This window comes from Streptomyces sp. Z423-1 (assembly GCF_013009255.1).
GTDB lineage: Bacteria > Actinomycetota > Actinomycetes > Streptomycetales > Streptomycetaceae > Streptomyces > Streptomyces gossypiisoli.
Genome location: NZ_CP053109.1, coordinates 6,530,038 through 6,555,780 on the forward strand (window position 1 = coordinate 6,530,038; position 25,743 = coordinate 6,555,780).

General features: G+C 71.8%; 20 protein-coding genes. 11 read left to right on the forward strand and 9 right to left on the reverse strand.

Annotation, left to right across the window (positions count from 1 at the left end; translation table 11 throughout):
- The first annotated feature begins 5 nt into the window (after positions 1-5).
- Genes wecB through HJD23_RS29305 form a run of 4 tightly spaced genes read left to right on the forward strand, consistent with a single transcriptional unit; the run spans position 6 to position 5,815 of the window.
- Positions 6-1,094 (forward strand): UDP-N-acetylglucosamine 2-epimerase (non-hydrolyzing), encoded by a 1,089-nt coding sequence (gene wecB / locus HJD23_RS29290; protein ID WP_171112180.1) that lies wholly within the window; start codon positions 6-8, stop codon positions 1,092-1,094.
- A complete protein-coding gene (locus HJD23_RS29295) occupies positions 1,087-1,716 on the forward strand; it encodes a class I SAM-dependent methyltransferase (RefSeq protein ID WP_171112179.1) in 630 nt (209 codons plus the stop codon). The genes wecB and HJD23_RS29295 overlap by 8 nt, the downstream gene beginning before the upstream one ends.
- Positions 1,716-3,635 (forward strand): hypothetical protein, encoded by a 1,920-nt coding sequence (locus tag HJD23_RS29300; protein WP_171112178.1) that lies wholly within the window; start codon positions 1,716-1,718, stop codon positions 3,633-3,635. The genes HJD23_RS29295 and HJD23_RS29300 overlap by 1 nt, the downstream gene beginning before the upstream one ends.
- Entirely contained in the window at positions 3,632-5,815 is a 2,184-nt protein-coding gene (locus HJD23_RS29305; RefSeq protein WP_171112177.1) for a glycosyltransferase, read from the forward strand. Before HJD23_RS29300 ends, HJD23_RS29305 begins: the two co-directional genes overlap by 4 nt.
- Before the next feature lie 15 nt (positions 5,816-5,830).
- Here the strand turns inward: HJD23_RS29305 and HJD23_RS29310 are convergent, their stop codons facing one another.
- Both HJD23_RS29310 and HJD23_RS29315 read right to left on the reverse strand, forming a co-directional pair.
- Positions 5,831-6,550 (reverse strand): class I SAM-dependent methyltransferase, encoded by a 720-nt coding sequence (locus tag HJD23_RS29310; protein WP_171112176.1) that lies wholly within the window; start codon positions 6,548-6,550, stop codon positions 5,831-5,833.
- A 113-nt stretch (positions 6,551-6,663) separates the two neighbouring features.
- Entirely contained in the window at positions 6,664-7,104 is a 441-nt protein-coding gene (locus tag HJD23_RS29315; RefSeq protein WP_171112175.1) for a MarR family transcriptional regulator, read from the reverse strand.
- Between the two features lie 113 nt (positions 7,105-7,217).
- Between HJD23_RS29315 and HJD23_RS29320 the strand changes: the two genes are divergently transcribed.
- Together HJD23_RS29320 and HJD23_RS29325 are read left to right on the forward strand one after the other, a co-directional pair.
- Positions 7,218-8,240, forward strand: coding sequence for an NADP-dependent oxidoreductase (locus HJD23_RS29320; RefSeq protein ID WP_171112174.1), 1,023 nt, complete (start codon positions 7,218-7,220; stop codon positions 8,238-8,240).
- A 109-nt stretch (positions 8,241-8,349) separates the two neighbouring features.
- Positions 8,350-8,769 carry an organic hydroperoxide resistance protein gene (locus HJD23_RS29325; RefSeq protein ID WP_171112173.1) on the forward strand — a complete coding sequence of 140 codons (420 nt, stop codon included), beginning with the start codon at positions 8,350-8,352 and terminating at the stop codon, positions 8,767-8,769.
- Between the two features lie 119 nt (positions 8,770-8,888).
- Here HJD23_RS29325 and HJD23_RS29330 read toward each other — a convergent pair whose 3' ends face one another.
- Both HJD23_RS29330 and HJD23_RS29335 read right to left on the reverse strand, forming a co-directional pair.
- Positions 8,889-10,040, reverse strand: a complete 1,152-nt coding sequence (locus tag HJD23_RS29330) for a serine hydrolase domain-containing protein (RefSeq protein ID WP_171112172.1) — start codon at positions 10,038-10,040, stop codon at positions 8,889-8,891.
- A gap of 52 nt (positions 10,041-10,092) precedes the next feature.
- Positions 10,093-12,654, reverse strand: coding sequence for a M14 family zinc carboxypeptidase (locus HJD23_RS29335; protein ID WP_240980844.1), 2,562 nt, complete (start codon positions 12,652-12,654; stop codon positions 10,093-10,095).
- 186 nt (positions 12,655-12,840) lie between these two features.
- Between HJD23_RS29335 and HJD23_RS29340 the strand changes: the two genes are divergently transcribed.
- Positions 12,841-13,629, forward strand: coding sequence for an EI24 domain-containing protein (locus HJD23_RS29340; RefSeq protein WP_171112171.1), 789 nt, complete (start codon positions 12,841-12,843; stop codon positions 13,627-13,629).
- Position 13,630: 1 nt separating this feature from the next.
- On the opposite strand, the gene HJD23_RS29345 is transcribed toward HJD23_RS29340, so the two are convergent.
- Positions 13,631-14,884, reverse strand: coding sequence for a pyroglutamyl peptidase (locus HJD23_RS29345; protein ID WP_171112170.1), 1,254 nt, complete (start codon positions 14,882-14,884; stop codon positions 13,631-13,633).
- 111 nt (positions 14,885-14,995) lie between these two features.
- Complete coding sequence (locus HJD23_RS29350) at positions 14,996-15,571, reverse strand: TetR/AcrR family transcriptional regulator (RefSeq protein WP_171112169.1); 576 nt, start codon at positions 15,569-15,571, stop codon at positions 14,996-14,998.
- A 102-nt stretch (positions 15,572-15,673) separates the two neighbouring features.
- Here HJD23_RS29350 and HJD23_RS29355 point away from each other — a divergent pair, with 102 nt between their 5' ends.
- Positions 15,674-18,112, forward strand: coding sequence for a glycoside hydrolase family 3 C-terminal domain-containing protein (locus HJD23_RS29355; RefSeq protein WP_171112168.1), 2,439 nt, complete (start codon positions 15,674-15,676; stop codon positions 18,110-18,112).
- 86 nt (positions 18,113-18,198) lie between these two features.
- On the opposite strand, the gene HJD23_RS29360 is transcribed toward HJD23_RS29355, so the two are convergent.
- Together HJD23_RS29360 and HJD23_RS29365 are read right to left on the reverse strand one after the other, a co-directional pair.
- Complete coding sequence (locus tag HJD23_RS29360) at positions 18,199-19,179, reverse strand: aldose epimerase family protein (protein WP_171112167.1); 981 nt, start codon at positions 19,177-19,179, stop codon at positions 18,199-18,201.
- A 10-nt stretch (positions 19,180-19,189) separates the two neighbouring features.
- Positions 19,190-20,083: an SGNH/GDSL hydrolase family protein gene (locus HJD23_RS29365; protein ID WP_171112166.1), complete on the reverse strand. Its 894-nt coding sequence runs from the start codon at positions 20,081-20,083 to the stop codon at positions 19,190-19,192.
- A gap of 247 nt (positions 20,084-20,330) precedes the next feature.
- On the opposite strand from HJD23_RS29365, the gene HJD23_RS29370 reads away from it, so the two are divergent.
- From HJD23_RS29370 to HJD23_RS29380, 3 genes are all read left to right on the forward strand, one after another.
- A complete protein-coding gene (locus HJD23_RS29370; RefSeq protein WP_171112165.1) occupies positions 20,331-20,825 on the forward strand; it encodes a DUF3145 domain-containing protein in 495 nt (164 codons plus the stop codon).
- Between the two features lie 355 nt (positions 20,826-21,180).
- A complete protein-coding gene (locus tag HJD23_RS29375) occupies positions 21,181-21,804 on the forward strand; it encodes a hypothetical protein (protein WP_171112164.1) in 624 nt (207 codons plus the stop codon).
- Between the two features lie 155 nt (positions 21,805-21,959).
- On the forward strand, positions 21,960-23,321 hold the full coding sequence (locus tag HJD23_RS29380) for a DUF1254 domain-containing protein (protein ID WP_197973500.1): 1,362 nt from the start codon (positions 21,960-21,962) through the stop codon (positions 23,319-23,321).
- A gap of 14 nt (positions 23,322-23,335) precedes the next feature.
- Here HJD23_RS29380 and HJD23_RS29385 read toward each other — a convergent pair whose 3' ends face one another.
- Positions 23,336-25,714: a SpoIIE family protein phosphatase gene (locus HJD23_RS29385; RefSeq protein ID WP_171112163.1), complete on the reverse strand. Its 2,379-nt coding sequence runs from the start codon at positions 25,712-25,714 to the stop codon at positions 23,336-23,338.
- Positions 25,715-25,743: the final 29 nt, after the last annotated feature.

Below are 25,743 nucleotides of genomic sequence, written 5' to 3' on the forward strand. Positions count from 1 at the left end.
ACGACATGAACGGCCGTGTACTCCACGTCGTCGGCACCCGACCGAACTTCGTCAAGGCCGCCCCGGTCGTCGCCGCACTGCGCACGGCGGGCTGCGACCAGGTCCTGGTGCACACCGGTCAGCACTACGACGAACGGATGTCGGACATCTTCTTCCGGCAACTCGGCCTGCCCGAGCCGGACACCGATCTCGGCGTCGGCTCCGGCAGCCACGCCCGGCAGACGGCCGACCTCCTCGTCGCCCTGGAAGGTGAGCTGACCGCGCGCGATCCCGCCCTCGTGATGGTGTACGGGGACGTCAACTCGACGCTGGCGGCAGCCCTGGTCGCCGCCAAGCTGGGCATGCCGCTCGCCCATGTGGAGGCGGGCCTGCGCAGCTTCGACATGGCGATGCCGGAGGAGGTCAACCGGCGGCTGGTCGACCAGCTGGCCGAGCTGCTGTTCGCCACCAGCCCCGAGGCGGTCGGCCATCTCGCCCGGGAGGGCGTCGATCCCGCCCGGGTCCATCTCGTCGGCAACCCCATGATCGACACGCTACTCACCCATCTGGACCACTTCGACCCGGCCGCCGCCCGGACCGCGTACGGACTGCCGGAGCGTTACGGCGTGGTCACCCTGCACCGCCCCGCCAACGTCGACGATCCCGAGGCGGCCGAGGCGGCCGCCCGCGCCCTCACCGAGGCGGCCCGGCTGCTCGACCTCGCCGTGCCCCTGCACCCGCGCGGCAGGGCGGCACTCGGCGCGGCGGGCCTCGACGGCGCACCGGGCGTCCACGTCCTCGACCCGCTGGGATACGTCGAGTTCATGAGCCTGGTGCGCGGCGCGGCCGCCGTCGTCACCGACTCGGGCGGCGTGCAGGAGGAGACCACCGTCCTGGGCGTGCCGTGCCTGACCCTGCGCACCACGACCGAGCGCCCGGTCACCGTCACCCACGGCACCAACCGGCTCGTCGGGCACGCCGAACTCGTACCCGCGCTGCGCAAGGTGCTGGACGGCGGACAGCCGCCGCCCGACGAGGGCCCGCCGCTGTGGGACGGACGGGCCGGGGCCCGGATCGCCGCCGAGGTCACCCGCTGGCTGGACCACCATGTCTGAGATCACCCGCGACTACTGGGACACCCGCCACCGCGTGCACGACGACCTCGCGTCCGGCGGCCACATCGGCCTGGACCGCGCGGGCAACGAGATCTTCTACGCGCTGCGGCTCGGCATCCTGCTCCCGCTGATCGGCGACCTGGCCGACGAGTCGGCCCCGCTGTTCGTACTCGACGCGGGCTGCGGCAAGGGCCACTTCGCCCGCGCCCTGGCCCGCTGCGGCCACCGGGTCGACGCCTTCGACGCGAGCGAGGAGGCCGTCACGCACGCCCGCGCCCAGGGCGGCCGCCCGCGCTACGCCGTCGCCGCCCTCGACGAGTGGCGCAGCCCCTGGGCGTACGACGTCGTGCTCTGCGTCGACGTCCTTTTCCACATCCTGGACGACGAGGAGTGGGCGACCGGCCTGCGCAACCTCGCCTCGCTGGTGCGGATCACCGGACGGCTGATCCTCACCGACGAGGACATCGGCACCCGCCGGCCGCGCGGCGACTACATCCTGCACCGCCCGACCGCCGAGTACACCGCGCTGCTCGAACCCCTCGGCCTGCGGCACACCCTGTTCACCCCGTACGGCTTCCGCGAGAACGAGGTCGGCTTCCACGTCTTCACGAGGACCCGCTGATGCGCCTGACCGATCTGCTCCACCCTCACCTGGACGGCGTCACCACCGTCGTGGACGCCACCGACGGCGGGCTCAACCTGGAGCCCTATCTGCACCTCCCCGGCCATGTCACCCTGCACCAGGGCGAACGGGACATCGGCGAGAGCGAGTTGGTGCTCGTGTCGTACGGCCCCGATCCGGCGCTGCACGGCACCGAGACCGACTGTCTCGCCGTACTGCACCGCATGCGTCCCGGCGGCCGCGGCCTGATCCTCTTCGGCCACCACGGGCCCGAACTGCCCTACCACCGGCTCCTGGACGCCCTGGTGGCCCACCACTGCCAGGTGCTGCGCGCCGCCCCGCTCGACTACGAGCACCTGCACGCGGGCGCGGTGTTCGTCCGCACCGACGAACTCCTGCCGCCCCACGACTGGTCCGGCAGGCCCGTCCCGGCGGAGGGCTTCGCCACCGCGCTGCGGATCGCCGACGAGTACGTCCTCGCCGACCTCGTCTCGCGGTCGCTGCGGGCCCGCGTGCTGGACCTGGAACGCGACGCCGAGGAGGCGGAACGCGCCCGGGGGCCCGCCCACGAGGAGGGCCTCGCCGAGCGCCTCGCCGCCGCCGTACGGGAGAAGGACCGGCTGGCGGCCGCCCTGCACAGGGCCCGCGACCGGGTCGGCCTGCTGGAGGCGCGCGTGGCCATGCTGGAGGGCTCCACCTCGCTGCGGGTGGGGCGGGCCCTGGTGTCGGCGGCCCGCTCGCCCCGGCGCGAGGCGACGCGGCTGCCGCGGGAGTTGTACGGGCTGTGGCGGGCACGGGCGACATCGCGCCAGGTGTCCACGGGCGCGGCGGCGGGGGCCCGGGAGCTGTACGTGCGGTTGCGGGGGCGGGGCGCATCGCGCTCCGTGCCCCCGGGTACGGCGTTGAAGGGGCGGGCGGCGTCACGACCCGCGTCCCGGGGCACCGCGTCGGAGACGGTGGCGCGGGAGGCGGTGTCGGACGCGCGGCTGCACCTGGCCTACCGCGCGTTCGCCTCCATGCCCCGCGACCGGCCGGTGATCGCCGGGGTGCTCACCGAAGCCACCGCCGCGGACCTCGCGGCCGACGCCGTGGTCAACCGGGCGCTGCCGCACGACGGGCGGCTGGTCGTGCAGCGCACCGACCCGGACGCCCTGGTCGTGCAGCTCAGCGCGTGCACGGGCGAGGGCCCCTGGGCGCTCACGGGCACCGGACTCGCCCCCGACCTCGACCGGAGGCTGGCCGAACTGATCATCGAGACCCGGGCGGCGGGCCGCTCCTGCGTGCTGTGGCGGGACGGCCCGGCCTCGGCGGCCCCCGGGCTCACCCGGCTCGCCTGGGACGCCGTCCTCGACGCGGACGCCGGTGTGCGGCTGGCGAGCCTGGACCCGGCGGCGGACGGCAGGCAGCGGCTGCGTGAGGCGTTCCGGGCGGACAGCACCCGGGTACGGCTGTCGCAGCTGGCCCGCCGGATCGGCGCCCCCGACCCGCTGGACGAACGCCGCGTCTGCGTGCTGGCCGCCCCACGGGACCGGGCCGACATCGCCCGGCTCACCGCCCAGGTGCTGGGCCAGAAACACCGGCCCGCCGAGGTCGTCGTTCCCGATCCCACCGGACTCGACGAACTCACCGCCGCCGGCGTGACCGTACGCACCGGCGCACCCCTCGCCCCCTGGGTCGCCGACTGGACCGACCTCACCGAGGACCGCCCGGAGACGCTGCTGCTCGACCTGATGTGCGCGCAGGAGTACTCCGGCGCCGACGCGGTGGGCAGCACGCCCGCCGCCGACGACTACACCTTCGTCCCCGAACTGCGCCCCCTCCTGGTACGCCGGTCGCTGCTGGCGTCCGGCGCGCCGCCCGAGACCTGGGCGCGGCAGGGGCACCGCCTGTTCGCCTGGTGCGGGAAGGAGCCGACATGAGCCGGACACTGAACGCGCTCGTCTACGGCGACGTTGACCTCAATCTCATCGACGGCTCCGCCGTCTGGGCCCAGTCGACGGTGCAGGCACTGTCGCGGGCGGGCTGCCGGACCCGGCTCGTCCTCAAGGCCCCCGTGCGCACCGGGCGGTTGATCGACCCGCTGGCCGGGCTGCCCGGCGTCACGGTGGTCCGCCCCTACGAGGAACGGCTGCTGCCCGGACAGGCCGACCGGCCGCTGTCGCCCGTGCAGGCCTCCCAGGTGCTCGCCGGGCTCGACGCGGACGAGCCCTGCGACCTGCTGGTGCTGCGCGGACGGCGACTGGTCGGGCGCGTGGTCGCCGACGGCGACTTCCAGGGACGGATCTGGGCCTACCTCACCGACATCCCCCAGTCGGCCGCCGAGATGACCGAGGGGGCCCGCGCGGAACTCACCCGCATCGCCGAGGCCTCCCAGCGGCTGCTGTGCCAGACCGAGGAGTTGCGCTGCCTGCTGGAGACCTGGGTGCCCCAGGCCTGCGGCAAGTGCGTGCTCAGCCCGCCCGCCGTGCCCGAGCCGGACTTCCCGGTGCCGGAGCACGAGCGCCCGCACGACCCCTTCCGGCTCGTCTACACCGGCAAGTTCGCCCCCCTGTGGAACACCCTGCCCATGACCCGCCTGCCGGCCCTGCTCGCCGAACGGGGTGTCCGGGCGGAGCTGCACGCCGTCGGCGACAAGATCCACCACGACCCCGCCCGCCCCGACTTCCACACCGACATGGCCCGTGCGCTGGCCGTCACCCCGGGCGTCGAACACCACGGCGGGCAGCCCCGCGAGGAGGCCATGCGGATCGCCGCCGACTGCGACCTCGGCCTCGGCTGGCGCGAGCCCGCCCTCGACGCCAGCCTCGAACTGTCCACCAAAGTCCTGGAGTTCGGCGCCCTCGGACTGCCCGTCGTCCTCAACCGCACCCCCGCCCACGAGACGCTGCTCGGCGCCGACTATCCGCTGTACGTGCCGGGACGCGCCGGACTCGACGACGCGGTCGAGGCCGTCGCCCGTGCCGTGCGCGAGCCCGAGGCCCGACGGCTCGCCGCCGACCGCTGCCGGGACGCCGCCGCCCGGTACACCCTCCGGGCAGCAGCCGAACGCTGGCGCACCCAGCTCGACCAGGCCTTCCCCGAGACACCGGCCGCCGTGGCCGCCCGGACGCGGCCCCTGCGCGTCGGCATCGCGGGCCACGACCTGAAGTTCCTCTCCCGGCTCCTGGACCACTTCCGTACGCTGCCCGGTCTCGACGTACGTGTCGACGCCTGGCCGGCGCTCGCCCGCCACGATCCGGCCGCGAGCCGGGAACTCGCCGACTGGGCCGATGTCGTGGTCGTCGAGTGGTGCGGTCCGGCCGCCGTCTGGTACAGCCGCCACAAACGGCAGGGCAGCCGGCTGATCATCCGGCTGCACCGCTTCGAACTGGACGCCGAGTGGCCCGGGCAGGTCGCCATCGACGCCGTCGACCAGGTGATCTGCGTCAGCTCGTACTACGCCCGCCGCACCCTGGCGCACACCGGCTGGCCGGAGTCCAAGGTCACGGTCATCCCGAACTGGGTGGACACCGACCAGCTCGACCGCCCCAAGGCGCCCGGCGCCCGCTTCCGCCTCGGCATGATCGGCATCGCGCCCAGCCGCAAACGCCTCGACCTCGGCCTCGACGTGCTGGAGGTGCTGCGCGCCCGGGACCGCCGCTGGCATCTCTCGGTGAAGTCCAAGCCGCCCTGGGAGTACTGGTGGATCTGGAACAAGCCCGAGGAACGAGCGCACTACGACGCCGTACTGCGCCGCATGCAGTCCTCGCCGCTGCTCGAAGGTGCCGTCGTCTTCGACGAGTTCGGCGCGGACGTGGCGGGCTGGCTGCGGCGCGTCGGACACGTCCTGTCCACCAGCGACGACGAGAGTTTCCACCTCGCGCCCGCCGAGGGCATGGCCTCAGCCGCCGTCCCCGCCCTGCTGCCGTGGCCCGGCGCGGACGAGATCTACGACCGGCGGTGGATCCACCAGGACCCGGAGACGATGGCGAACGCGCTGGCCGAACTGGACGAGGACGGCTGGCGGGACGCCGGGCAACTGGCCCGCACGCAGGTGCGGGAACAGTTCTCGCTGCACCGGGTGGCCCGGGACTGGACGGAGCTGCTGGTGTCCGGCTGATGTCCGGACTGATGGTCAGGCCCGGCGCTCGGGCTTGGCGACCCGGAACGCGAACTGGCCGCAGAACGTGAGCTTGCGCAGGTTCACCAGTGCCGTCCGCCGCCTGGTGGCCTTCGCCCAGCTGTCGATCTCGGCGTTGAGCGGGGACTCCTCGTCCCAGTACCGCCCGTACTCGGTCCTCCGCCCGTGGTCGTAGGAGCGCATGATCAGCGTCACCCCGTCCAGGGACGGCCGGATCTCCTCCAGAGCCAGCCCGGCCTCCTCGACCAGCACCCGGAACCCGTACGGCGTGTAGTTCCACAGGCTGAAGGAGTGGTACGGCTCGAACTGGGACGTGCTGCCGATGAACAGCCCGCCCGGCCGCAGCACCCGCCCGACCTCCGCCAGCAGCTCACGCGGGCGCGAGACGTGCTCGAAGACCTGGTGCGAGTAGATCAGCGGCACGGCGTCCGAGCGGAACGGCAGGTGGACACCGTCGAAGTGGACCAGCGGAGCACCGCCGGGCTGCTGCTGCCGGGCCTCGGGAGAGTCCCGGATGTCGACACCGACCCACCGCACCTTCGGATCGTGGCCGCGGAAGAGCGCGGCGGACGTGCCCCGCCCGCACCCCAGGTCGACCACCCGGCCCGGCGCGCCCGGCGAGGACATGACCTCGTCGAGGTAGTAGCGGGACGTGACCTGGCGGGCGTGGTCGTCGGGGATGCAGTCGCGCATGAGGTCCCACAGGGTCGCCATGCGCCGAGGCTAAGGACGGGCCGCACTCGCGGCCCAGGACCCGTCCGGCGGTTCGCCACCGCCGCCACCCGGAAGCATGACGGCGCAGGACACCAGACCCGCAGGAACCGGCCTCAGCCTTCCACCCCCACCATCCGCCGCAACAGATCCCGCAGCGTCAGCCGCTCCTCCTCGCTCAGCCCCGCCAGCGGCTCCCGGGCGAAGCGCAGGGACTCGCGCAGGCTGCGGGCCACCCGGCGGCCGTCGTCCGTCGCGGCCGCCAGCTTCACCCGGCGGTCGGCGGGGTCCGGGCGGCGCTCGACCAGGCCCCGGGATTCGAGGCGGTCGACGATGCCCGTGACGTTCGAGGGCTCGCACTTGAGCTTGTGCGCCAGCTTGCGCATGGGTAGGGGTTCCAGGGAGAGCAGGCTGAGCAGCTTCGCCTGGGCGCCGGTCAGGGCGTGGTCGGCGGCCGCCGCCTCGTACTCCTCGTGGTAGCGGGCCACGACCGAGCCGATCAGGTCGACGACTTCCATGGTCAGCGCGTCCGGGCGGGCGGTGTGAGGTGTGGCCATGGTCTCCAGGGTACCCGGTTACTTGACAGCATGAAATGTTCAAGAGCATGGTTGTTTCATGTCCTGAAGTATCCGCCAGTACATCCGTACATTTACGAGGAAAGGCGCCCGCCATGACCGACACCCCCGCCCTCCCCGACGTCAACCGCGAATGGCACCTCCTCAGCCGCCCCGTCGGCTGGCCCAAGCCCGAGGACTTCGCCCTGGTCGAGGCCCCGATGCCGGTCCCCGGTGAGGGGCAGGTGCTGGTGCGGAACCTGTACGTCTCCGTCGACCCCTACATGCGCGGGCGCATGAGCGCCGCCAAGTCCTACGTCGCCCCCTTCGAGCTGGGCAAGGTCATGCAGGGCGGCGCCGTCGGCGAGGTCGTCGCCTCCAACGCCGAGGGCATCTCCGTCGGCGACCACGTCCTGCACTTCTTCGGCTGGCGCGAGTACGCCGCCGTCGACGCCAAGAACGCCGTCAAGGTCGACCCGCAGGCCGCGCCGCTGTCGACGTACCTCGGCGTCCTCGGCGTGACCGGGCTCACCGCGTACGCCGGTCTGCTGCGCACCGCCGCCTTCAAGGAGGGCGACGTGGTGTTCGTGTCGGGGGCCGCCGGTGCCGTCGGCAGCCAGGTGGGGCAGATCGCGAGGCTCAAGGGCGCCTCCCGGGTGATCGGGTCCGCCGGGTCCGACGAGAAGGTCAAGCTGCTGGTCGAGGAGTACGGGTTCGACGCCGCCTTCAACTACAGGACGGGGCCGGTGAGCGAGCAGCTGCGGGCCGCCGCGCCGGACGGGATCGACGTCTACTTCGACAACGTCGGCGGTGATCACCTGGAGGCGGCCATCGGCTCCCTCAACCGGGACGGCCGGATCGCCGTCTGCGGCATGATCTCCGTCTACAACAACACCGAGCCCGCCCCCGGCCCGAGGAATCTCGCCCGCCTCATCCAGACCCGCGGCCGCATCGAGGGCTTCCTGGTCGGCGACCACTACGACCTCCAGCCGCAGTTCGTCCAGGAGGTCGGCCCCTGGGTCGCCTCGGGCGCCCTCAAGTACCGCGAGACCGTCGTCGAGGGCATCGAGAACAACCTGGAGGCCTTCCTCGGCGTCCTGCGCGGCGACAACACCGGGAAGATGATCGTCAAACTCTGAGCCGACGGCGCGGCGCCTTTCTTGACTTTCCGGCATGCGGTAACTTCTTTCCGAAATCGTCCGGGATCGTGGGCGCGAGTCCCGGGCGTCCTAGGAGGAAGAGCACCGCATGCCCATCCAGCAGTCAGATGTCCTGTACACGGCGGTCGCCACCGCCGAGAACGGCCGCGACGGCCGGGTCGCCACCGACGACGGCAAGCTCGACGTCGTGGTGAACCCGCCGAAGGAGATGGGCGGCAGCGGCTCCGGCACCAACCCGGAGCAGCTGTTCGCCGCCGGATACAGCGCCTGCTTCCAGGGCGCCCTCGGCGTCGTCGCCCGGCAGGAGAACGCCGACATCTCCGGCTCCACCGTCACCGCGAGGGTCGGCATCGGCAAGAACGACGACGGCTTCGGGATCATCGTCGAGATCTCGGCGGACATTCCCAACGTCGACGAGACCACCGCGAAGGCGCTGGTCGAGAAGGCCCACCAGGTCTGCCCGTACTCCAAGGCGACCCGCGGCAACATCACCGTGACACTCGTCTGAGCCGTGACGCACCTCTGACGGCACTCGTTGCGTACGACGAAGGCCGCACCCTTGGACGTGGGGTGCGGCCTTCGCCCTGCGGCCGCACCCTTCTCCGGCACCGAGCCTTCGCCCCCGCGTCACCGCACAGCGGCCCTGTGCACCGCCCGCACGAACCGTTCGTTCTCCGGCGCCGCCCCACCCGGAAACGCACCGCGCCGCCGGGTGTAGCCGTACGCCAGCCCGCTGCGCGGATCAGCGAAGGCCTGCGCACCGCCCGCACCGCTGTGCCCGAAGGCGCCCGCGCCCAGGAACGGGTACCAGTTCTCGGCCGTCGCCTGGAAACCGAGCCCGTACGCCTTGTGGGCCCGCGCCACCAGGTCGTAGCCGACGCAGTGGATCTGCCCGACCTCGGCGACCGTGTCCGGTTTCAGCAGCGGCGGCCGCCCGGCCACCTCGCTGATCGCCGCCGCGTACATCCCGGCGAGCCCGCGCGCGGCCGCCACGCCGCCCGCCGACGCCGGGCCCTTGGCGCGGACGAGGCGGGAATTGGCGTGGTCCACCGCCTCTCCCGCCCGTGACACATGCGAGTTGAACGCGATCGCGGTGAGCGTGTGCGGCCCGGTCGGCCGAGCGTCCAGGACCGCCTGCTGCTCGGGCGTCGGCAGCATCGGCTGCGCGGACCGGAAACGGACCTCCTCGGCGGCGGGCAGCCCGAGGTAGAAGTCCAGCCCGTAGGGGGCCCGCACCCGCTCCTCGTACACCTCCTGGAGGGTACGGCCCGTGGCCCGCCGGACCACCTCACCGGCGAGCGCGCCGAGCACCAGCGCGTGGTAGCCGAACGCCGTGCCGGGCCGCCAGAACGGCCGCTGGTCCGCGAGCCGCTCGGAGATCACCCGGTCGTCCGCCAACTCCTCCTCGGTGAACCCGGAGTCGAGCCCGATCAGCCCCGCCCGGTGCGTGAGCAGCTCGCGCAGGGTCAGCGCGCCCTTGCCCTCGGCGGCGAACTCCGGCCAGTAGTACGTCACCTTGCGGTCCAGTTCCAGCGTGCCGTCCTGGACGAGGAGCGCGACGACGAGGTGGGCGGCGCCCTTGGTGGACGAGAAGACGCCGTACAGCGACTCGGCCGAGGCGCCGTCCGGACCCACCCACAGGTCGACGACCCGCCGCCCGCGCACGTAGGCGCACAACTGCCCCTCGTAGTCCGGCCGCTCCTGCGTCACGAACGCGGCGAACTCCGCGCGCACCTCCTCGTAGCCGTCGGCGACGGTGCCGTGGATCTCCTGCGTCATCCGATCTCCCTTTGCCTCCTCGGCCGTCCGCTGCTCGCGTGTGTGCCGTGGTTTACCTGGTCGCCAAGGTGAACAATGCCCGCCCGACCTGAGCGAATGCCCCCTTGGGGTGATCACGGAAGAGTGGTTCGGTGCCGAAGAGCACCGCGTGCGCGCCGCTGACCACCGACGCGCGCCCCGCCGCGGCGGCGGGCCCGCCGGTGCCGTCCGGCAGGGCACGCCAGTGCCCGGACACGAGCGGGTTCCCGTTCGCGTACGACTGTTCCACCCGCACCCCGCGTCCGAGGTCCGTGAACCACACCGGCGCGTAGACGAAGGAGTGCTCCGGCGCACCGCCGGTGATCCGGCCGCCGGAATTCACCACCCGCACCACCCCGTTGGCGTCCCCGTTGCCCTCGACGGGCTTGACCGGCAGCAGCCCGGCGTCGGCGTTGAGCGCCGCTCCGGCGGCCCCGCGCCCGACCAGGCCGTGACCGTCGAGGAAGCGGTCGAGGGCCGTGCGCGCCGCCGGGTTCAGGTCGTCGTACGCCAGCCCCGCCGACACGAACAGCACATCCACCGCCGACCAGTCGAACCCGGCGTTCAGCACCCCGGCCGACACCGGCGTCACCTCGAAGCCCATCTCCCGCAGCGCGAACAGCTCACCCGACGTGACGGCCGCGGCCACCCGCACGCGCGTCAGCGGGGTGCCGCCGGTCAGCCGTGTGGCGTCGAAGGCGACGTCGTACGTCCGTGCCGCGGCCGCCGCCTGCCGCCGTGCCGAGCCCGGCACGAGCGCACTGCCGTCGGCCGCCTGCCGCACCCGGACGCCCTGCGTCAGCAGGGAGTTGAGGGCCGCCACCTCGCGCGGATCGTCGAGGCGCAGCCGGAGGTCGCCGCGCGGGGCGACGTACCCCACGCGCGCGGCCTCGCGCACCGGGTGCGACAGGACGTGGGACAGCCCCTGCACCGGCTCGACCGTGGCACCCCACAGTCGGCCCAGGCTCCAGCCGGAGATGTCGTACATCACCGACACCTTGTCGCTGATGTCCCGCCCGTCGGCCAGCAGCACGTTCGCCAGCCCGCGCTTGGGCTGGCGCATGTCGACGACGTACGAACCCTTGGCGTACCAGCGGCCGGAGAGGCGGAAGGAATGCACCGCACGGCTGACGCGGACGTCGTTGGCGAGCAGCTGGTCGACCAGGCGCGCGGCGGCGGTGGGGGAGCGCTGGGCGGCGCCCGCCGGGATGACGTAGGCGCGGGGGAAGGTGGTGGTGTAGACGTCTTCCGGGCCGATGCCGGGGACGCCGGGCACGGTCTCCTCGGACACCGGCACCTGCGCCGCCCCCGCGGCACCGCGCCGGAAGACCTCGATCTGGTCGGCGACCAGTGAACGGCGCTTGCTCTGCACGTAGTCGAGGGTCGCGTCGAGCGTGGCGCCCGCGACGGCGACGTTGATCGCGGCGCGGCGGCGCAGCTCGGCCTGCGGCAGGGTGTCGTAGGCGTTGTTGTTCACCCGCAGCGGGATCTCGATCGTGTGCGCGGCGACCGTGCCGTGGAAGGCCGCGTACTGCGGCGTGAAGATGGGCGGCCAGTCGTCCCAGCCCTCCTCCTGGTCGCGGAACGGGATCTGCGCGGGCTCGACGCCGTCCGTCCCTGGCGTGTAGCCGAGGCCGTTGACGGCGGCCTCCATGCCGAGGGCGTTGGCGTAGGTGTGCTTCAGGAAGAGGTCGTACTCGTAGTTCTCCCCGTGCGGCGGCGTGGTGGGCTCGATGAGGGTGCCGTTGACGTAGCCGTGCAGGTCGAGCAGGACGGCCGGCTGCTTGTCGACCATGATCTGCCGCATCGCCCGCGCCTCCGGCTGGGAGGCGGTGACGAAGTCCCGGTTGAGGTCGAATCCGTTGGCGTTCGCCCTGGTTCCGGCGATACGGCCGTCCGGGTTGGCGGTGATGTTGAAGTACAGGCGGCTGCGCGCGAGCAGCTCCCTGGTGCGCGCGTCGTTCGCGGTCGCGAGCCGTTCGATGAGCTTCAGGGAGGCGTCGGTGCCCTCCCACTCGTTGCCGTGGATGTTGTTGTTGAAGAAGACCGGGGTCTTGTACGCGGCCTTGATGCGCGGGTCCTTCGCGGCCGCCGCCGGCGCGTTCTCGATGAGCTCGCGCATCCGGGTCTGCTCGCGGGTCTGACGGGCCGTCTCCGGGGCGGTGACGGTGACGAGATAGAGCCGGTGACCGCCGGCCGAGCGGCCCGCGATCTCCACGCTCACCCGGTCGCCGAGGCGTTGCAGGGCGTTGAGCTTCGGCGCGATGGCGTGGTACGGGGTGAGGCCCAGCTTGAGGGACTTGTCGGCCGCGTTCACGGGGTCCGGCGAGAGCTGCTGCTCACGCGGGTAACCACGGGAGGTGTCCGCGAGATCGGGGACGGGCGCGGTGAACGCCCGACGGGCGGTGCTCGCCGGGGACTTGGCGGGGCGCTGGTCGAGAGCGGTGCCCTCCGCCTCCTGCCGGGTGACGGGGTCGGTGTCCGCGACGGCCGGGACGGGGGCGGCCGGCAGGAGTGAACCGGCCGTGGTGAGGGTGAGGGTGGCCATCAGGACGGTCAGGACGGGTCTCGCAGAGGTCGTTCTCGTGATGCGCACGCGTACCTCCTCCGGGTTCCTGAGATCGGTACGGCGAGGTGTACCTGTTCGACTCAACCGCAACAAGAGGGTGTTGGTGTCGCCCACACCGGCCGTTGCCCCGGATGGCGCACGGCGGACGCCAGGATCGTGGTGGCCGTTACGCCGGGTGACCGCCCACGGGAGACAGCTCGATAGGGTTCCCCCATGCGCGATCTTGGGGCGGGTTTCAGCTATCTCCTGAAGGGCCAGCGCTGGGCGGCCCGGCACGGCAAGCAGTACGGCTTCGGGCTGCTCCCGGGCCTGATCACCCTCGTTCTCTACGCGGCGGCTCTGCTGGCACTGGCGCTGTGGGGCGAGGACTTCGTGGCCTGGGCGACCCCCTTCGCCGACGACTGGTCCAGCCCCTGGCTCGGCCTGTTCCGCGGCTTCCTCACGGCCGTCCTCTTCGCCCTCGCCCTGCTGCTCGCCGTCCTCACCTTCACGGCGGTCACGCTGCTGATCGGCCAGCCCTTCTACGAGGCCCTGTCCGAGTCGGTCGACCGTGACGTCTCCCCGGACGGCACGGCCCCCGTCTCCGACCTGCCCCTGTACAAGGAGCTGTGGATCTCGGCCCGCGACAGCCTCCGGATCCTGGTCCGCGCCGCCGTGTGGGGCGTGCTGCTGTTCGCCCTCGGCTTCGTCCCGGTGGCCGGTCAGACGGTCGTACCCGTGATCGGCTTCTTCGTCACCGGCTTCTTCCTCACCGAGGAACTCACCGCCGTCGCCCTCCAGCGCCGCGGCGTCGAACTCCGCGACCGACTCGCCCTCCTGCGCTCCCGCAAGACCCTGATCTGGGGCTTCGGCACGCCCCTCGCGCTCGCCTTCCTCGTCCCCTTCGTCGCCGTGTTCCTGATGCCGGGCGCGGTCGCGGGCGCGACACTGCTGGCCCGCGACCTGCGGGGCGAGGAGATCGTCCTGGACGCCGAGGACCCCATCAGCGCTTCCGGCGTCTGAGTCACGCCCCTGCCGCGACGGTCACGATCGCCCGTACCTGAGCGATGATGTCCAGCCGGTTCCGCACGAACTCGGGGTCGGTGACCTCGGTGGTGTTGCCCGCGCCGAACTGCAGTACGGGCGTGTGGACATGCCCGCCGGGCAGGGTGTCGTGCAGTCCGAGCCGGTCGCGCAGCAGGGTCGCCCGGTAGGCGATCTCGTTGGAGAGGTAGTTCCCGCCGCCTCCGGCGCGTGCCGTCGACCCGGGCGTCGGCCCGTCCGGCCGTACCACGGCCTCGGTGCCGCCCGCCGGAATCTCGGTCACGCCGGTGTTGTCGTACACGGGGAAGCGCCCGGTACCGGCGGCCACGATCCGCTCGTACGGCAACGTCGTCGACGTCCACTGCGGCTGCGAGGCCGGGTCGGTGACCGGGATGGTCTCCGTCCGGCTGACGTTGTCGTTGTCCGGGAAGCCGCCCCGCCAGGCCCCGTTGGTCCGCTCGACGTCGAAGCGCCCGACGCGGCCCTGACTGACGGTCGCGAAGAGATCGACCCTCGGCAGATACGGCCGTAGCGTCCGCTCCACCATGCCTCCCCCAGTGCCGAAAGCCTGGGAGGTGCCCCCAGCGAAGTCCTGCCAGCGCACCGGGAACACGGCCGTCTCCACCCGCGCCGGGCCGTCCGCCGTGCGGATCACCGTGCCGTCGAGCGCGAGCGCGGTGGCACCGGACGGATTGGAGATCCGCACGTCCCGGTCCAGGGTGAACGGGTCGAACCCGGTGACCAGGATCCGCTTCATGCCCTTGCCGCGGTAGTGGATGTCGCTCTGCCCGCGCGAGGTCCGCTCCAGCGCGTCCAGCAGCGCCGCCCGCCCCCGCTCACCGAGCCCGAACTCCGGCTCCCAGCCGCGCACTTCCCGGGTCATCCCCAACCGCGCCCAGTACAAGGGCCGATCGTCGTCCCGGCTGAGATCCCCCTCGGCCGGCCCCCGCCCCTGCGCCCGGTCCACCGCCCGCCGCCACAGCGCCGACCCTTCCCGTACGACGATCCGGTGGGCCTGCGCGTACGAGCGGGCCTCGTCCAGCGCCTCGGCGAACTCCGGCGCCACCGCGTCGAATCCGGACCGCCGCAGAATCTCCTGCGGCACGGCCCGCTCCAGCCGCTGCTCCTCGACGGTGAACGCCGGTTCCGCCGAAGCGGTCGCGGTGGCGGGGGCGGCGAGCCCGGCCACGAGCACGAGTCCGAGCACACCGATGCCAACACGTATGGAATTCAAGGTGTTTGGGTCCTTCCGTCGCAGTGGGGTGCGGTCCGAGACTGCCGCAGTATCCCGTGACGGAAGACGTCCACGCCATGGTGTGTGACGCGGGGGTGTGCCCGCGCCGGGTCAGTTCTCGCCCAGCAGTGCCAGGAAGTCCCGGAACGCCCCCGGCATGTCCACCGACTCCGGGTCCAGCAGCCACTGGTACTGGAGCCCGTCCATCACCGCCACCAGCAGGGGGGCCGTGCGTTCCGGGGTGAGGCCGTTCGGGAGGCGGTCGCCGTACTCGGCGCGCAGGACGGCCGCCATGCTGTCGCGGACCCGGGTGTAGCGCTCGGTGAAGTAGGCGCGCGCCGGGTGCCCCTCCGTGACGCTCTCGCCGAGCAGCGCGGAGAAGGTCTGGATGATGCCGGGGCGCATCGCGTTGTACTCGACCAGCGAGGTGAGCAGATCGACCCGCCACTGGGTGTCCGGCACCGCGTCCCACTGGTCCCGCTCCTTGAGCACGGCGACCAGCAGCGCGTCCTTGGTCGGGAAGTAGTGCAGCAGCCCCTGCTGGGTCAGCCCCACCCGCTCCGCCACCGCGGCCAGGCTCGCGCCCCGGTAACCGCGCTCGGCGATCACCTCCAGCGCGGCCCGCACGATCTCGGCCCGCCGTTCCTCGCTCCTGACCCGCGCGCTCATGGCGTCACCGTACGACATCGACCCCACTGAAAAATAACGGAGAGATAACGAAACCTACCGGTCGCCAGGTGGTGGATGCACGATAGGGGCACCGCACGGACTTCGAGGAGGAGGCATCCCATGGCGGGATCCCCGAGCACCACCCCGGCCGACCAGGCCCGCGAGGCAGCCGTCGAGGCCGCCCTGCGCAAGCTGGACCTCGACACCAAGGCCCGCCTCCTGGCCGGACAGGACGCCTGGACCCTGCCCGCCCTCCCCGAGATCGGCCTCGGCTCCCTCGTCATGTCCGACGGCCCGATCGGCGTACGCGGCGTGCGCTGGACCGCCGCGGACCCGTCCGTCGCCCTGCCCTCGCCCACCGCCCTCGCCGCCACCTGGGACCCCGCCCTGGCCCGCCGCGCCGGTACTCTGCTCGCCCAGGAGGCCCGCCGCAAAGGCGTCCACGTCCTGCTCGCCCCCACGGTCAACCTGCACCGCTCCCCGCTCGGCGGCCGCCACTTCGAGGCCTACAGCGAGGACCCGTACCTCACCGGCCGGATCGGCAGCGGCTACGTCCAAGGGGTGCAGTCGGGCGGCGTCGCCACCACCGTCAAGCACTTCGTCGCCAACGACGCCGAGACCGACCGCTTCACGGTGAACAACGTCGTCAGCGAACGCGCCCTGCGCGAGCTTTACCTCGCCCCCTTCGAGGCGATCGTCGAAAACGCCCACCCCTGGGGCATCATGACCGCCTACAACTCGGTCAACGGCACGACCATGACCGAGCACCACCACCTCGTGAACGAGATCCTGCGCGGCGAATGGGGTTTCGACGGCTTCAACGTCTCCGACTGGACCGCCGCCCGCTCCACCACCGGCGCCGTCGAGGGCGGCCTCGACGTGGCGATGCCCGGCCCGCAGACCGTCTACGGCGACGCCCTCGCGCAGGCCGTACGGGACGGCAGGGTCGACGAGGCGAAGGTCGACGACGCCGTACGCAACGTGCTCCGCCTCGCCGCCCGCGTCGGCATCCTGGACAGCGCCGACCCGGCCGTCACCGAACTCCCCGTCCCCGTCGACGGCAGTGAGCTGGCCCGCGAGATCGCCCGCCGCTCCTTCGTCCTCGTACGCAATCAAGGCGCTCTTCCCCTCAAGCCCGGCACGGTCGCCCTCATCGGCGCCGCCGCACGCGACGCCCGCGTCCTCGGCGGCGGCTCCGCCACCGTCTTCCCCGACCACGTCGTCTCCCCGCTCGACGGCCTCACCGCCGCGCTGCCCGAGGGCTCGGTGCGCTACGCCGTGGGCGCCGACCCCACCACCGAACTGGCCGTCGCCGACAAGGGCTTCGAACTGCGCGCGATCTGCCGCGACGCGTCCGGCGAGATCATCGGCACGGCCTTCGCCCCCAACGGCCAGATCCAGTGGATGGGCAGCGACCTCCCCGAGGGCGTCACCCACGACACCCTCCACACCGTCGAACTGACCGGCACCTTCACCCCGCGCGAGACCGGCCCGCACACCTTCGGCGTGAAGGGCATGGGCGCCTTCACCCTCACCATCGACGGCACCACGTCCTACGACGACATCCAGCGCCCCGCCAAGGACGACCCCTTCGAGGCCTTCTTCGGCGCCCCCGTGCCCCGCGCCCGGCCCGAACTCAGCGCGGGCGAGCCGGTCGAGGTCTCCCTCACCCATGTGATCGACCTGCCCGAGGGCATCCCCATGAAGGTCGTCAGCTTCGCCCTCGCCCACCAGGAGCCCCAGCGCGACCCCGAGGAGCTGATCGCCGAGGCCGTCGAGGCCGCCCGCGCCGCCGACACGGCCGTCGTCGTGGTCGCCACCACCGAACGCGTGGAGTCCGAGGGCTTCGACCGCACCGACCTGAGGCTGCCCGGCCGCCAGGACGACCTGGTCCGCGCCGTAGCCGCCGCCAACCCGAACACCGTCGTGGTCGTCAACGCCGGCTCCCCGGTGGAACTGCCCTGGCGCGACCAGGTCGCGGCCGTGCTGCTGACCTGGTTCCCCGGCCAGGAGGGCGGCGCCGCCCTCGCCGACGTGCTGACGGGGACGCACGAGCCGGGCGGCCGCCTGCCCACCACCTGGGGCCCCCTGGCGGACGCCCCGGTCACCCGGGTCGCCCCCACCGACGGCGAACTGCCGTACACCGAGGGCGTCTTCATCGGCTACCGCGCCTGGGAGAAGGAGGGCAGGACACCGACGTACCCCTTCGGCCACGGCCTCGGCTACACCGACTGGTCGTACGAATCCGTCGAGATCGACGGTACGACGGTGAAGGTGCGCGTCCGCAACACCGGCGGGCGCCCCGGCCGCGAGGTCGTGCAGCTGTACGTCGCCCCCACCGAGCCCGACCCCGAGCGCCCGGCGCGCCGGCTGGCCGGCTTCGCGGGCGTCGAGGCGGGGCCGGGGGAGAGCGTCGAGGCCGTCGTCGAGCTCCCGCGCCGGGCGTTCGAGATCTGGGACGAGATGACCAACTCGTGGTCGTTTGTGAAGGGTTCGTACGAGATCCAGGCGGGCCGCTCGATCGCGGACCGCAGGATCACGCTGACGACTACCGTCTGAGCCAGGGGACCGTCTGAATCCAGGGCGGTTCCTCCCACCGAGCAGCCCCGGTCCGGGACCTGACCTCCGGACCGGGGCTCACCGGATCACCGTGCGGTGAACCCGTACACCGTCTCGGAGCGGAACACCTCATCCGGCCGCAGTACCGTGCCCGGGAACTGAGGACGGTTCGGCGAGTCGGGGAAGTGCTGCGTCTCCAGCGCGATGCCGTCCCCGGGCGCGAACGGCCCGCTCAGATGGTCGGCGGTGTACAGCTGAAGCCCCGGTTCGGTGGTCGCCACCGTCAGCGCCCGCCCGGACGCCGGGTCGAACAGCTCCGCGACTTCGACCGCCGTGTCGGTCACGCCCTTGTCGAGCACGAAATTGTGGTCGTACCCGGAGCCGGTCTTCCGGGCCGTCCGGAAGTCGAACCGGGTTCCCTCGACCGGGGCGATCCCGGTCGGGATCAGGTCGTCGTCCACCGGCGTGTACCGCCCGGCGGCGATCCGCAGCTCATGCCCGCCCGCGTCGCCGGAGCCGCTGCCGCTGCCGCTCAGATTCCAGTACGAGTGGTTCGTCAGGTTCACCACGGTGGGAGCGTCGGTGACCGCCTCGTACGCGATCCGCAGCGCGCCGGTGGCGTCGAGGCGGTAGGTCGCCGAGACCTCCAGCCGCCCCGGGAAGCCCTCCTCGCCGTGCGGGCTGACCCTGCTGAGCCGGACGCCGTGCTCGACCGGCGTCATGTCCCACACCCGCTTGTCGAAGCCGCGCTCACCGCCGTGCAGCGAGTTCGGCCCGTTGTTCCGCGCGAGCGCGTACGTCCGCCCGTCCAGCGGGAAGCGGCCGCCCGCGATCCGGTTGGCGTACCGCCCGACCAGGGCGCCCAAGTAGGGCCCGGGATGTTCCAGATAGCCGTCCAGCTCGCCGAACCCCAGCACCACGTCGGCGGTCCGCCCGTCCCGGTCCGGCACCTCCACGGACTGCACGATGCCGCCGTAGGAAAGAATCCGCACCCGTACGCCCGCGCGCTCCAGGGTCCAGCGGTGCACGGCCGTGCCGTCGGAAAGTGTGCCGAAGTGTTCGCTCATGAGCGAAACCCTAAGGCTTCTCGGCGGTGATCTCCCGGTAGGCGATCTCCGCCAGCCGTGCCTGACCGTCCTTGCTCGGGTGGAACAAGTCCCAGTCGCTCAACTGCTCGGTGCCGAACCGGTACTCGTACACCGCCCCGCCGTCGTACCGGCACCGCTCGTCGGCCCCGCAGACCTCCTCCAGCACACCGTTGTAGTCCTCCACCCGCTGCCGCACGGTCTCGCGTCGCTGGTTGGCCGCCGCGTCCACGGCGTCCGCGTCGCCCAGCATCGACGGGCAGACGCCCAGCTTCCACACCAGCTTGCCGAGCGGATGCGTACGGCCCTCGGACCACAGCCGCATCAGATTGGGGATGCTCGCCACATACACCTGAGCCTTGGGCAGAGCGCTGCGCAGCGTATGCAGCGCGTCCTCGAAGTCGGCGCGGAAATCGGCCACCGGAGTCATCGCCGACGCCGAGCTCCGGCAGGCGTCGTTCGTCCCCACCATCACCGTCACAAGCTCCGGCTCGGCCACCGCCGCACGCGCCATCTGCGCCGGGAGATCCGCCATCGACGCCCCGGTCACGGCGTAGTTCCAACTGTGCGAGGCGGCCCGCGCACTGCCCAGCAGCCGTACGGCGAGACTGTTCACGTCAGGACTGCTGCCGGTCGCCCACGACACCTGCGGACAGTCCGACAGCACCTCGCAGGCGTCGAAACCCCGGGTGATGGAGTCACCGACGGCGGCGATCGACTCCGGGCTGGGGTCCCACACCGGCGCCTGACTCGGCTTCGCCCGCTGCGCCTCGGTCGTGGACGGGGCCGACGCGTCGCCCCCCACCGCATCGCACCCCGCAACACCCAGCACGGCCGCCGCGCACACGGCGACCGCGGCCCGCCCCCGCTGTCCGGTCTTCCGCATCGTCTGCCAACCCCTCGCTCGCTTCGGCCCCCTCCATGACAACGCGCGAGGGTTCCCGGCGCGCGGCGTGCAACGGGTCACGCCCGTACAAGCGTCCCCCTGGGTGAATGGCGGGAGTTTCCGGGCACTGGGACCGACGGTACGTCACACTCCTTGCGCCGCCGCACGGTAGCCTCGCCATCAGCGTGGCCGACCGGTCACCACCGCCCAGCCAGCCGCAACACGCCCGCTCAGCCCGGAGGTCCCGGTGACGACACGTGGAGTCCTGTACGTGCACTCCGCGCCGCGCGCGCTGTGCCCGCACGTCGAGTGGGCCGTCGCCGGGGTGCTCGGCACGCGCGTCAGCCTCGACTGGATCCGGCAGCCGGCCGCGCCCGGCACCTGGCGCTCGGAGTTCTCCTGGCAGGGCGAGCCCGGCACCGCGTCCAAACTGGCCTCCGCACTGCGCGGCTGGCATCTCCTGCGCTTCGAGGTCACCGCCGAACCCTGCCCCACCGCCGAGGGCGAACGCTACAGCTGCACCCCCGACCTGGGCATCTTCCACGCCGTCACCGGCATCCACGGCGACATCCTCATCCCCGAGGACCGCCTGCGCGCGGCGCTGCTGCGCAGCCAGAGCGGGGAGACGGACCTGGAGGCCGAGATCGCCAAACTCCTGGGCAAGCCGTGGGACGACGAACTGGAGCCGTTCCGGTACGCGGGTGAGGGAGCACCGGTCCGCTGGCTCCATCAGGTGGTCTGAACCGACCTTCAGGTGACGCCCCTGAGGGGCGCCGTCTGCTCAAGTTGCAGGTCATGGGCACGCATCACATGCTGGGATGGTCTGTCGCGTCGAGCACGACGGGCCGGATGAGCCGGCATCCCAGGGGCAGGTGCCGTTGCGAATCAGCGAGAGCTCCCGATCCGTGTTCGACCCCAGCCTGGGCCGGACTTCCGAGCAAACCCGCTCCACCACCCCGTCGTCGCCCCACTCCCTGCTCGCTCACTGCCGGTCCCAGAAGGGGCCGTCCGGCCCGGAGCGCCGCCGCAAGCTGCCCGTTCGCCCACTGCGCCAAGGGCCGCAGGGCAAGCGAAGAGCCGGGAGAGGCCGGATCGCCATGACGAAGCTGGACATCACCAGGACCAACCGCGCGATAGAGGACCTGCGGGAGACGACGGAGAACCCCCGGCACCGGTTCATGCTCCAGGCGTACTATCGCCACCGCTACCTGGAGATCGCCGGGCGCTACGAGGAGATCTTCGCGCCCGAGATGATGGTGGAGAATCCCGTCTACCACTTCCACGCGCTGGGCCTGAGCGTCCGGCTGGAGGGCCAGGACGCGATCAAGAACCTGTACCGGGAGTGGTCCGAGACGGGCGAGTGCGTGATGTACGCCGAAGACGAGGAAGTCGCCGTCAGCGACCACATGATCGCCTCCAAATTGACCGGCTACCAGTTCAAACCGGGAAAGGTCCTGGCAGCTGTCGGGATCGACGTCGACGACGAGAACGCGATGTACATCTACAAGGCGTCCGAGGAGATGGTCTGGCCCTACGACGACCGCTGCCGGCTCATCGGCGAGGACGTGTGGGAGGTCGACCCGGACAAGGCCGAGATCATCAAACTCGACCCCGCCGACGTCATCACGGCGCCGGAGGCCCGCACGATCCTCGAACCCCTGATCAAGCCGCTTCCGCCCTACGACGAAGCGGCAATGCGTCCCCGGGCCACCGCGCGCTGACGCCGCAGGTGCGACTAGGAGGTAGCAGGATGTCGTTCGTCACCGAGCGTCGCGCATTCGCGACTGCGGGCACCCGCAGACACCATGCCCCCAGGGCACACCTTCCACGCCGCGGAACCCGGGCTCACGCCGCGATCGCTTCCGCGGTCGCGACGGTGCTCGCCCTGTTCATGGCCGCCCCCGCGGGCGCCGCACCCGCCCAGGCCGACCTCACCGACGACGCCGTCCAGGCATACATATACGGTTACCCGCTGGTGCTGATGAAGGCCACGGAGCAGTCGTCGACCAACGTCACCGCCCCGGACCCCTCGACCATCAGGGCGCCGATCAACCAGTTCGCGAAGGCGAACGACATCCCGGGCCCCGACCAGAAGTCCGTGGTCTCGCCCAACGTCGACACGCTCTACACGAACGCCTGGCTGGATCTGTCGGCCGAGCCGATCGTGCTGCACGTACCCGACACCGACGGCCGCTACTACCTGATGCCGATCCTCAGCGCCTGGACCAACGTGATCGACTCGGTGGGCAAGCGCACGACCGGTACGCAGGCAGGCGACTACGCCATCACCGGCCCCGACTGGCAAGGCCGACTGCCGGACGGCGTGAAACAGATCAAGTCCCCCACCAACACCGCGTGGATCCTCGGCCGCACCCAGCTCAACGGACCCTCGGATCTGCCCGCGGTGCAGGAGCTGGTGAGCAAGTACGACGTCCGCCCGCTGAGTGCCTACGGTGACGAGTCGTACAAGCCCCCCGAGGGGCACGTCGACCCGGACGTCCCCAGCACAGCGCCCAAGAGCCTGGTGCAGCAGATGGACGCCCAGGCCTTCTACTCACGCCTGGCCGCCGCGATGGCTGCCAACCCCCCGGCCGCGGCCGACGCCCCCATGGTCGCCAAGCTCGCCCGGCTGGGCATCCGCCCAGGCAAGGCGTTCGACATCAACGACGTGTCTCCCGATGTCGCCAAGGCGCTGCAGCAGTCCGTGTCCGAGGGCCAGAAGCAGATCCAGGCCGCCGTCGCGAATCTCGGCAAGGAAGTCAACGGCTGGCGGGTCGCCACCGACCTGGGTACCTACGGCACGAACTACACACTGCGCGCGGCCACCGACTGGCAAGGGCTCGGCGCCAACCTCCCGCAGGACGCGATCTACCCGATCAGCTTCGTCGACAAGACGGGCCAGCAGCTCACCGGCGCCAACAAGTACACCATCCACTTCCCACCCGGCCAGACCCCTCCGGCAAACGCCTTCTGGTCAGTGACCATGTACAACCCGGACGGCTTCCTCGTCCCCAACCCGATCGACCGATACGCGGTCGGGCACACCGCCGAACCGACCGCGAACCCCGACGGCTCGGTGGATCTGTACCTCCAGCACGATGCCCCGGCCGCGGACAAGAAGGCCAACTGGCTCCCGACCCCGTCCGGCCAGTTCAACGTGATGCTGCGCATGTACTGGCCGAAGGAGAGCGTGATCGACGGCACTTGGACGCCGCCCGCCGTCACCAAGGCCCAGTAGCGGTACGAGAAGGATCAGAAGGGGCCGCCGGATCCTCCTCCTGGGCCGACCGTGCCCGCGCTCGGAATGGTCTGCTCGGTCCAGATGGTCTTTCCCCGAGCGGAGTAGCGGGTGCCCCAGCGGTGGGCGAGCTGGGCGATCAGGAAGAGGCCGCGGCCACCTTCGTCGGTCTCGTAGGCGTACCGCAGATGCGGGGCAGTGCTGCTGCCGTCGCTGACCTCGCAGATGAGCCCGCGGTCGTGGATCAGGCGGAGGCCGACAGGCCCGGTCCCGTAGCGGATGGCGTTGGTGACGAGCTCGCTGACGATCAGTTCGGTGGTGAAGTCCAGGTCGTCCAGGCCCCAGTTGGCGAGCTGCCGAAGGCTCAATGCGCGGGCGGTGGTGACGACCGCGGGGTCCGGGGGGAGGGTCCAGGTCGCCACCCGGTCCGCGGACAGCGCCCGCGTACGTGCCAGCAGCAGGAGGAAACCCTCGCCTGTGGTGGGTTCGTAGGCACGGATGAACGCGTCGCAGCTGTCCCCCAGGGTGCGGTACGGGTTGCTGCTCAGGATTTGATACAGGATGTGGGCCGCAGGTGACCGGTCGGAGTCGCCGGCCGGTGTCCGACTGTTGGTGAACAGCGCAAGCGTGCTTCCCTCCGGCAGCTCCATGTCTGCGGTCCGGTACGGCGGGTGCCGGGTGCCCAGCGGGGGACCCTCCGGGACGTCGGGGATCTCGACCTTGCCCCGCGGGCTGACGACCACCGCCGACGGGTGGCCGGCTCGGGCAAGCGTGCAGCGGCGCGAGACGGAGTCGTAGACCGCGTACAGGCAGGTCGCCCCCTGCATGTGGTTCCTGGCCGATGCCACGTGGGGATCGTCGGCGGGCTCGTCGCTGAATCCCATCACCAGGTCGTGAAGTTGACCGAGCAGTTCGTCGGGGGCAAGGTCCTGGGCCGCGAGCGTATTGATGGCCATGCGCAGCTGTCCCATCGCGGCGGCGGCGTCGATGCCCTGGCCGGCCATACAGCCCACGACCAGCGCAACCCTCGCGCCGGAGAGGGGAATGACGTCGAACCAGTCCCCGGGACTGTAGGCCGATTCATGGCGCCAGGCCACCTCCACGGCGCTCTGCGGCGGCGCGGACCGCGGCAGCAGGGCGCGCTGCAGGGATTGGGCGGCGTTGCGCTCGCGGGTGTACTGGCGTGCGTTGTCGATGCACACGGCTGCCCGCGCGCAGAGTTCGGACGTGAGAACAAGGTCCTCCGCACCGTACGGATCCGGCTCCCGTGCCCGGTAGAAGCTGGCCAGGCCGAGGACCACACCGCGGGCGGCGAGGGGCACGACCATCAGGGAGTGGGCCGCGTCGGCGTGGATGCGCGCCGTGCGACGGTCGTCGGCGGGCATATCGCCGCTTTGAAGGTGCCGTACCAAGATGGGGCGCATCTCGGTCAGGCCGGCGATGTGAGACGGGAGCAGGTACTCGACCAGCTCCCCGGTGTCGTAGGCGGGCCGGGCGCCGAGCACCCGAGCGCTCCTGAAGGCCGCCCGACGCAGTCTGGTCCGCTCGCTGACGGGGCCCGGTCGGGGCGCCTCGCCCTGGAGCACGCCGTCCAGGACGTCGACGGTGGCGATGTCGGCGATGGCCGGAACCGCGGCGGCAGCCAACTCCTCCGCCGTGGTGAGGACGTCGAGCGTGGTGCCGATCCGGGTACCTGCCTCCGCCAGGAAGTCCAGGCGTGCCCGCGCCCTTTCCTGCTCGGTCACGTCCTGGGAGGTCACGAGGGCCCCTATGCCGCGCCCCACCGAGTCCCTGAGGGGCAGCAGGGTCACCAAGTAGACATGATCGTGGGTGGAATCGGCGGGAGGTCGGCCGCTGTGCAGGAAAGTCAGGGGCCGACCGCTCTCGACCACGTGACGGACCTTCTGCTCGACCCCCTCGTCGATCAGGCCCGGCGCGATGTCGCGGATATGGCGGCCGATGGCCTCCGTACCCACGACACCGCGGACTCCCGGGGCGGACAGGTTCAGGCGCATGAGCCGCAGGTCGCCGTCGACAGCCTGAACACCGAGCGGGGAATCGGTCAGCAGCGCCCGGAGCAGTGCGGCGTCGATCTCTTCCTGAGCGGTGTCCGACGCGGTGATCAACCGCACCGACCAGTGCCAGGCCCCGCCGGGTCGGGGCAGCGGGCTGATCGCCGCACCGACTGCCACCCGGCGGCCGTCGCGGTGGCGCGCGGCGATCTGTCCGGCAGTCTCCGTGTCGCCCAGTGGCCGCTCCAGGAACGTGGTGACGTGGCGGCCCCGTGCCTCCTCCGCGGAGTAGCCGAGGAGCCGCTCGGCCTCCGGGCTCCACTGGGCGACGGTGCCCCGCTCGTCGAGGACGAGCGCGGCGTCGCGCGGCCGTGCACTCACTATTCCTATTTGCCCACAGTGGCTACTGC

What these genes read in the sequence shown, in the direction of transcription:
- HJD23_RS29300 (WP_171112178.1), top strand. Translation starts at nt 1,716, where the DNA reads ATGCGCCTGACCGATCTGCTCCACCCTCACCTGGACGGCGTCACCACC.
- HJD23_RS29355 (WP_171112168.1), top strand. Translation starts at nt 15,674, where the DNA reads ATGGCGGGATCCCCGAGCACCACCCCGGCCGACCAGGCCCGCGAGGCA.
- HJD23_RS29320 (WP_171112174.1), top strand. Translation starts at nt 7,218, where the DNA reads ATGACCGACACCCCCGCCCTCCCCGACGTCAACCGCGAATGGCACCTC.
- HJD23_RS29315 (WP_171112175.1), bottom strand. Translation starts at nt 7,104, where the DNA reads ATGGCCACACCTCACACCGCCCGCCCGGACGCGCTGACCATGGAAGTC.
- wecB (WP_171112180.1), top strand. Translation starts at nt 6, where the DNA reads ATGAACGGCCGTGTACTCCACGTCGTCGGCACCCGACCGAACTTCGTC.
- HJD23_RS29360 (WP_171112167.1), bottom strand. Translation starts at nt 19,179, where the DNA reads ATGAGCGAACACTTCGGCACACTTTCCGACGGCACGGCCGTGCACCGC.
- HJD23_RS29340 (WP_171112171.1), top strand. Translation starts at nt 12,841, where the DNA reads ATGCGCGATCTTGGGGCGGGTTTCAGCTATCTCCTGAAGGGCCAGCGC.
- HJD23_RS29365 (WP_171112166.1), bottom strand. Translation starts at nt 20,083, where the DNA reads ATGCGGAAGACCGGACAGCGGGGGCGGGCCGCGGTCGCCGTGTGCGCG.
- HJD23_RS29330 (WP_171112172.1), bottom strand. Translation starts at nt 10,040, where the DNA reads ATGACGCAGGAGATCCACGGCACCGTCGCCGACGGCTACGAGGAGGTG.
- HJD23_RS29305 (WP_171112177.1), top strand. Translation starts at nt 3,632, where the DNA reads ATGAGCCGGACACTGAACGCGCTCGTCTACGGCGACGTTGACCTCAAT.
- HJD23_RS29310 (WP_171112176.1), bottom strand. Translation starts at nt 6,550, where the DNA reads ATGGCGACCCTGTGGGACCTCATGCGCGACTGCATCCCCGACGACCAC.
- HJD23_RS29350 (WP_171112169.1), bottom strand. Translation starts at nt 15,571, where the DNA reads ATGTCGTACGGTGACGCCATGAGCGCGCGGGTCAGGAGCGAGGAACGG.
- HJD23_RS29325 (WP_171112173.1), top strand. Translation starts at nt 8,350, where the DNA reads ATGCCCATCCAGCAGTCAGATGTCCTGTACACGGCGGTCGCCACCGCC.
- HJD23_RS29295 (WP_171112179.1), top strand. Translation starts at nt 1,087, where the DNA reads ATGTCTGAGATCACCCGCGACTACTGGGACACCCGCCACCGCGTGCAC.
- HJD23_RS29375 (WP_171112164.1), top strand. Translation starts at nt 21,181, where the DNA reads ATGACGAAGCTGGACATCACCAGGACCAACCGCGCGATAGAGGACCTG.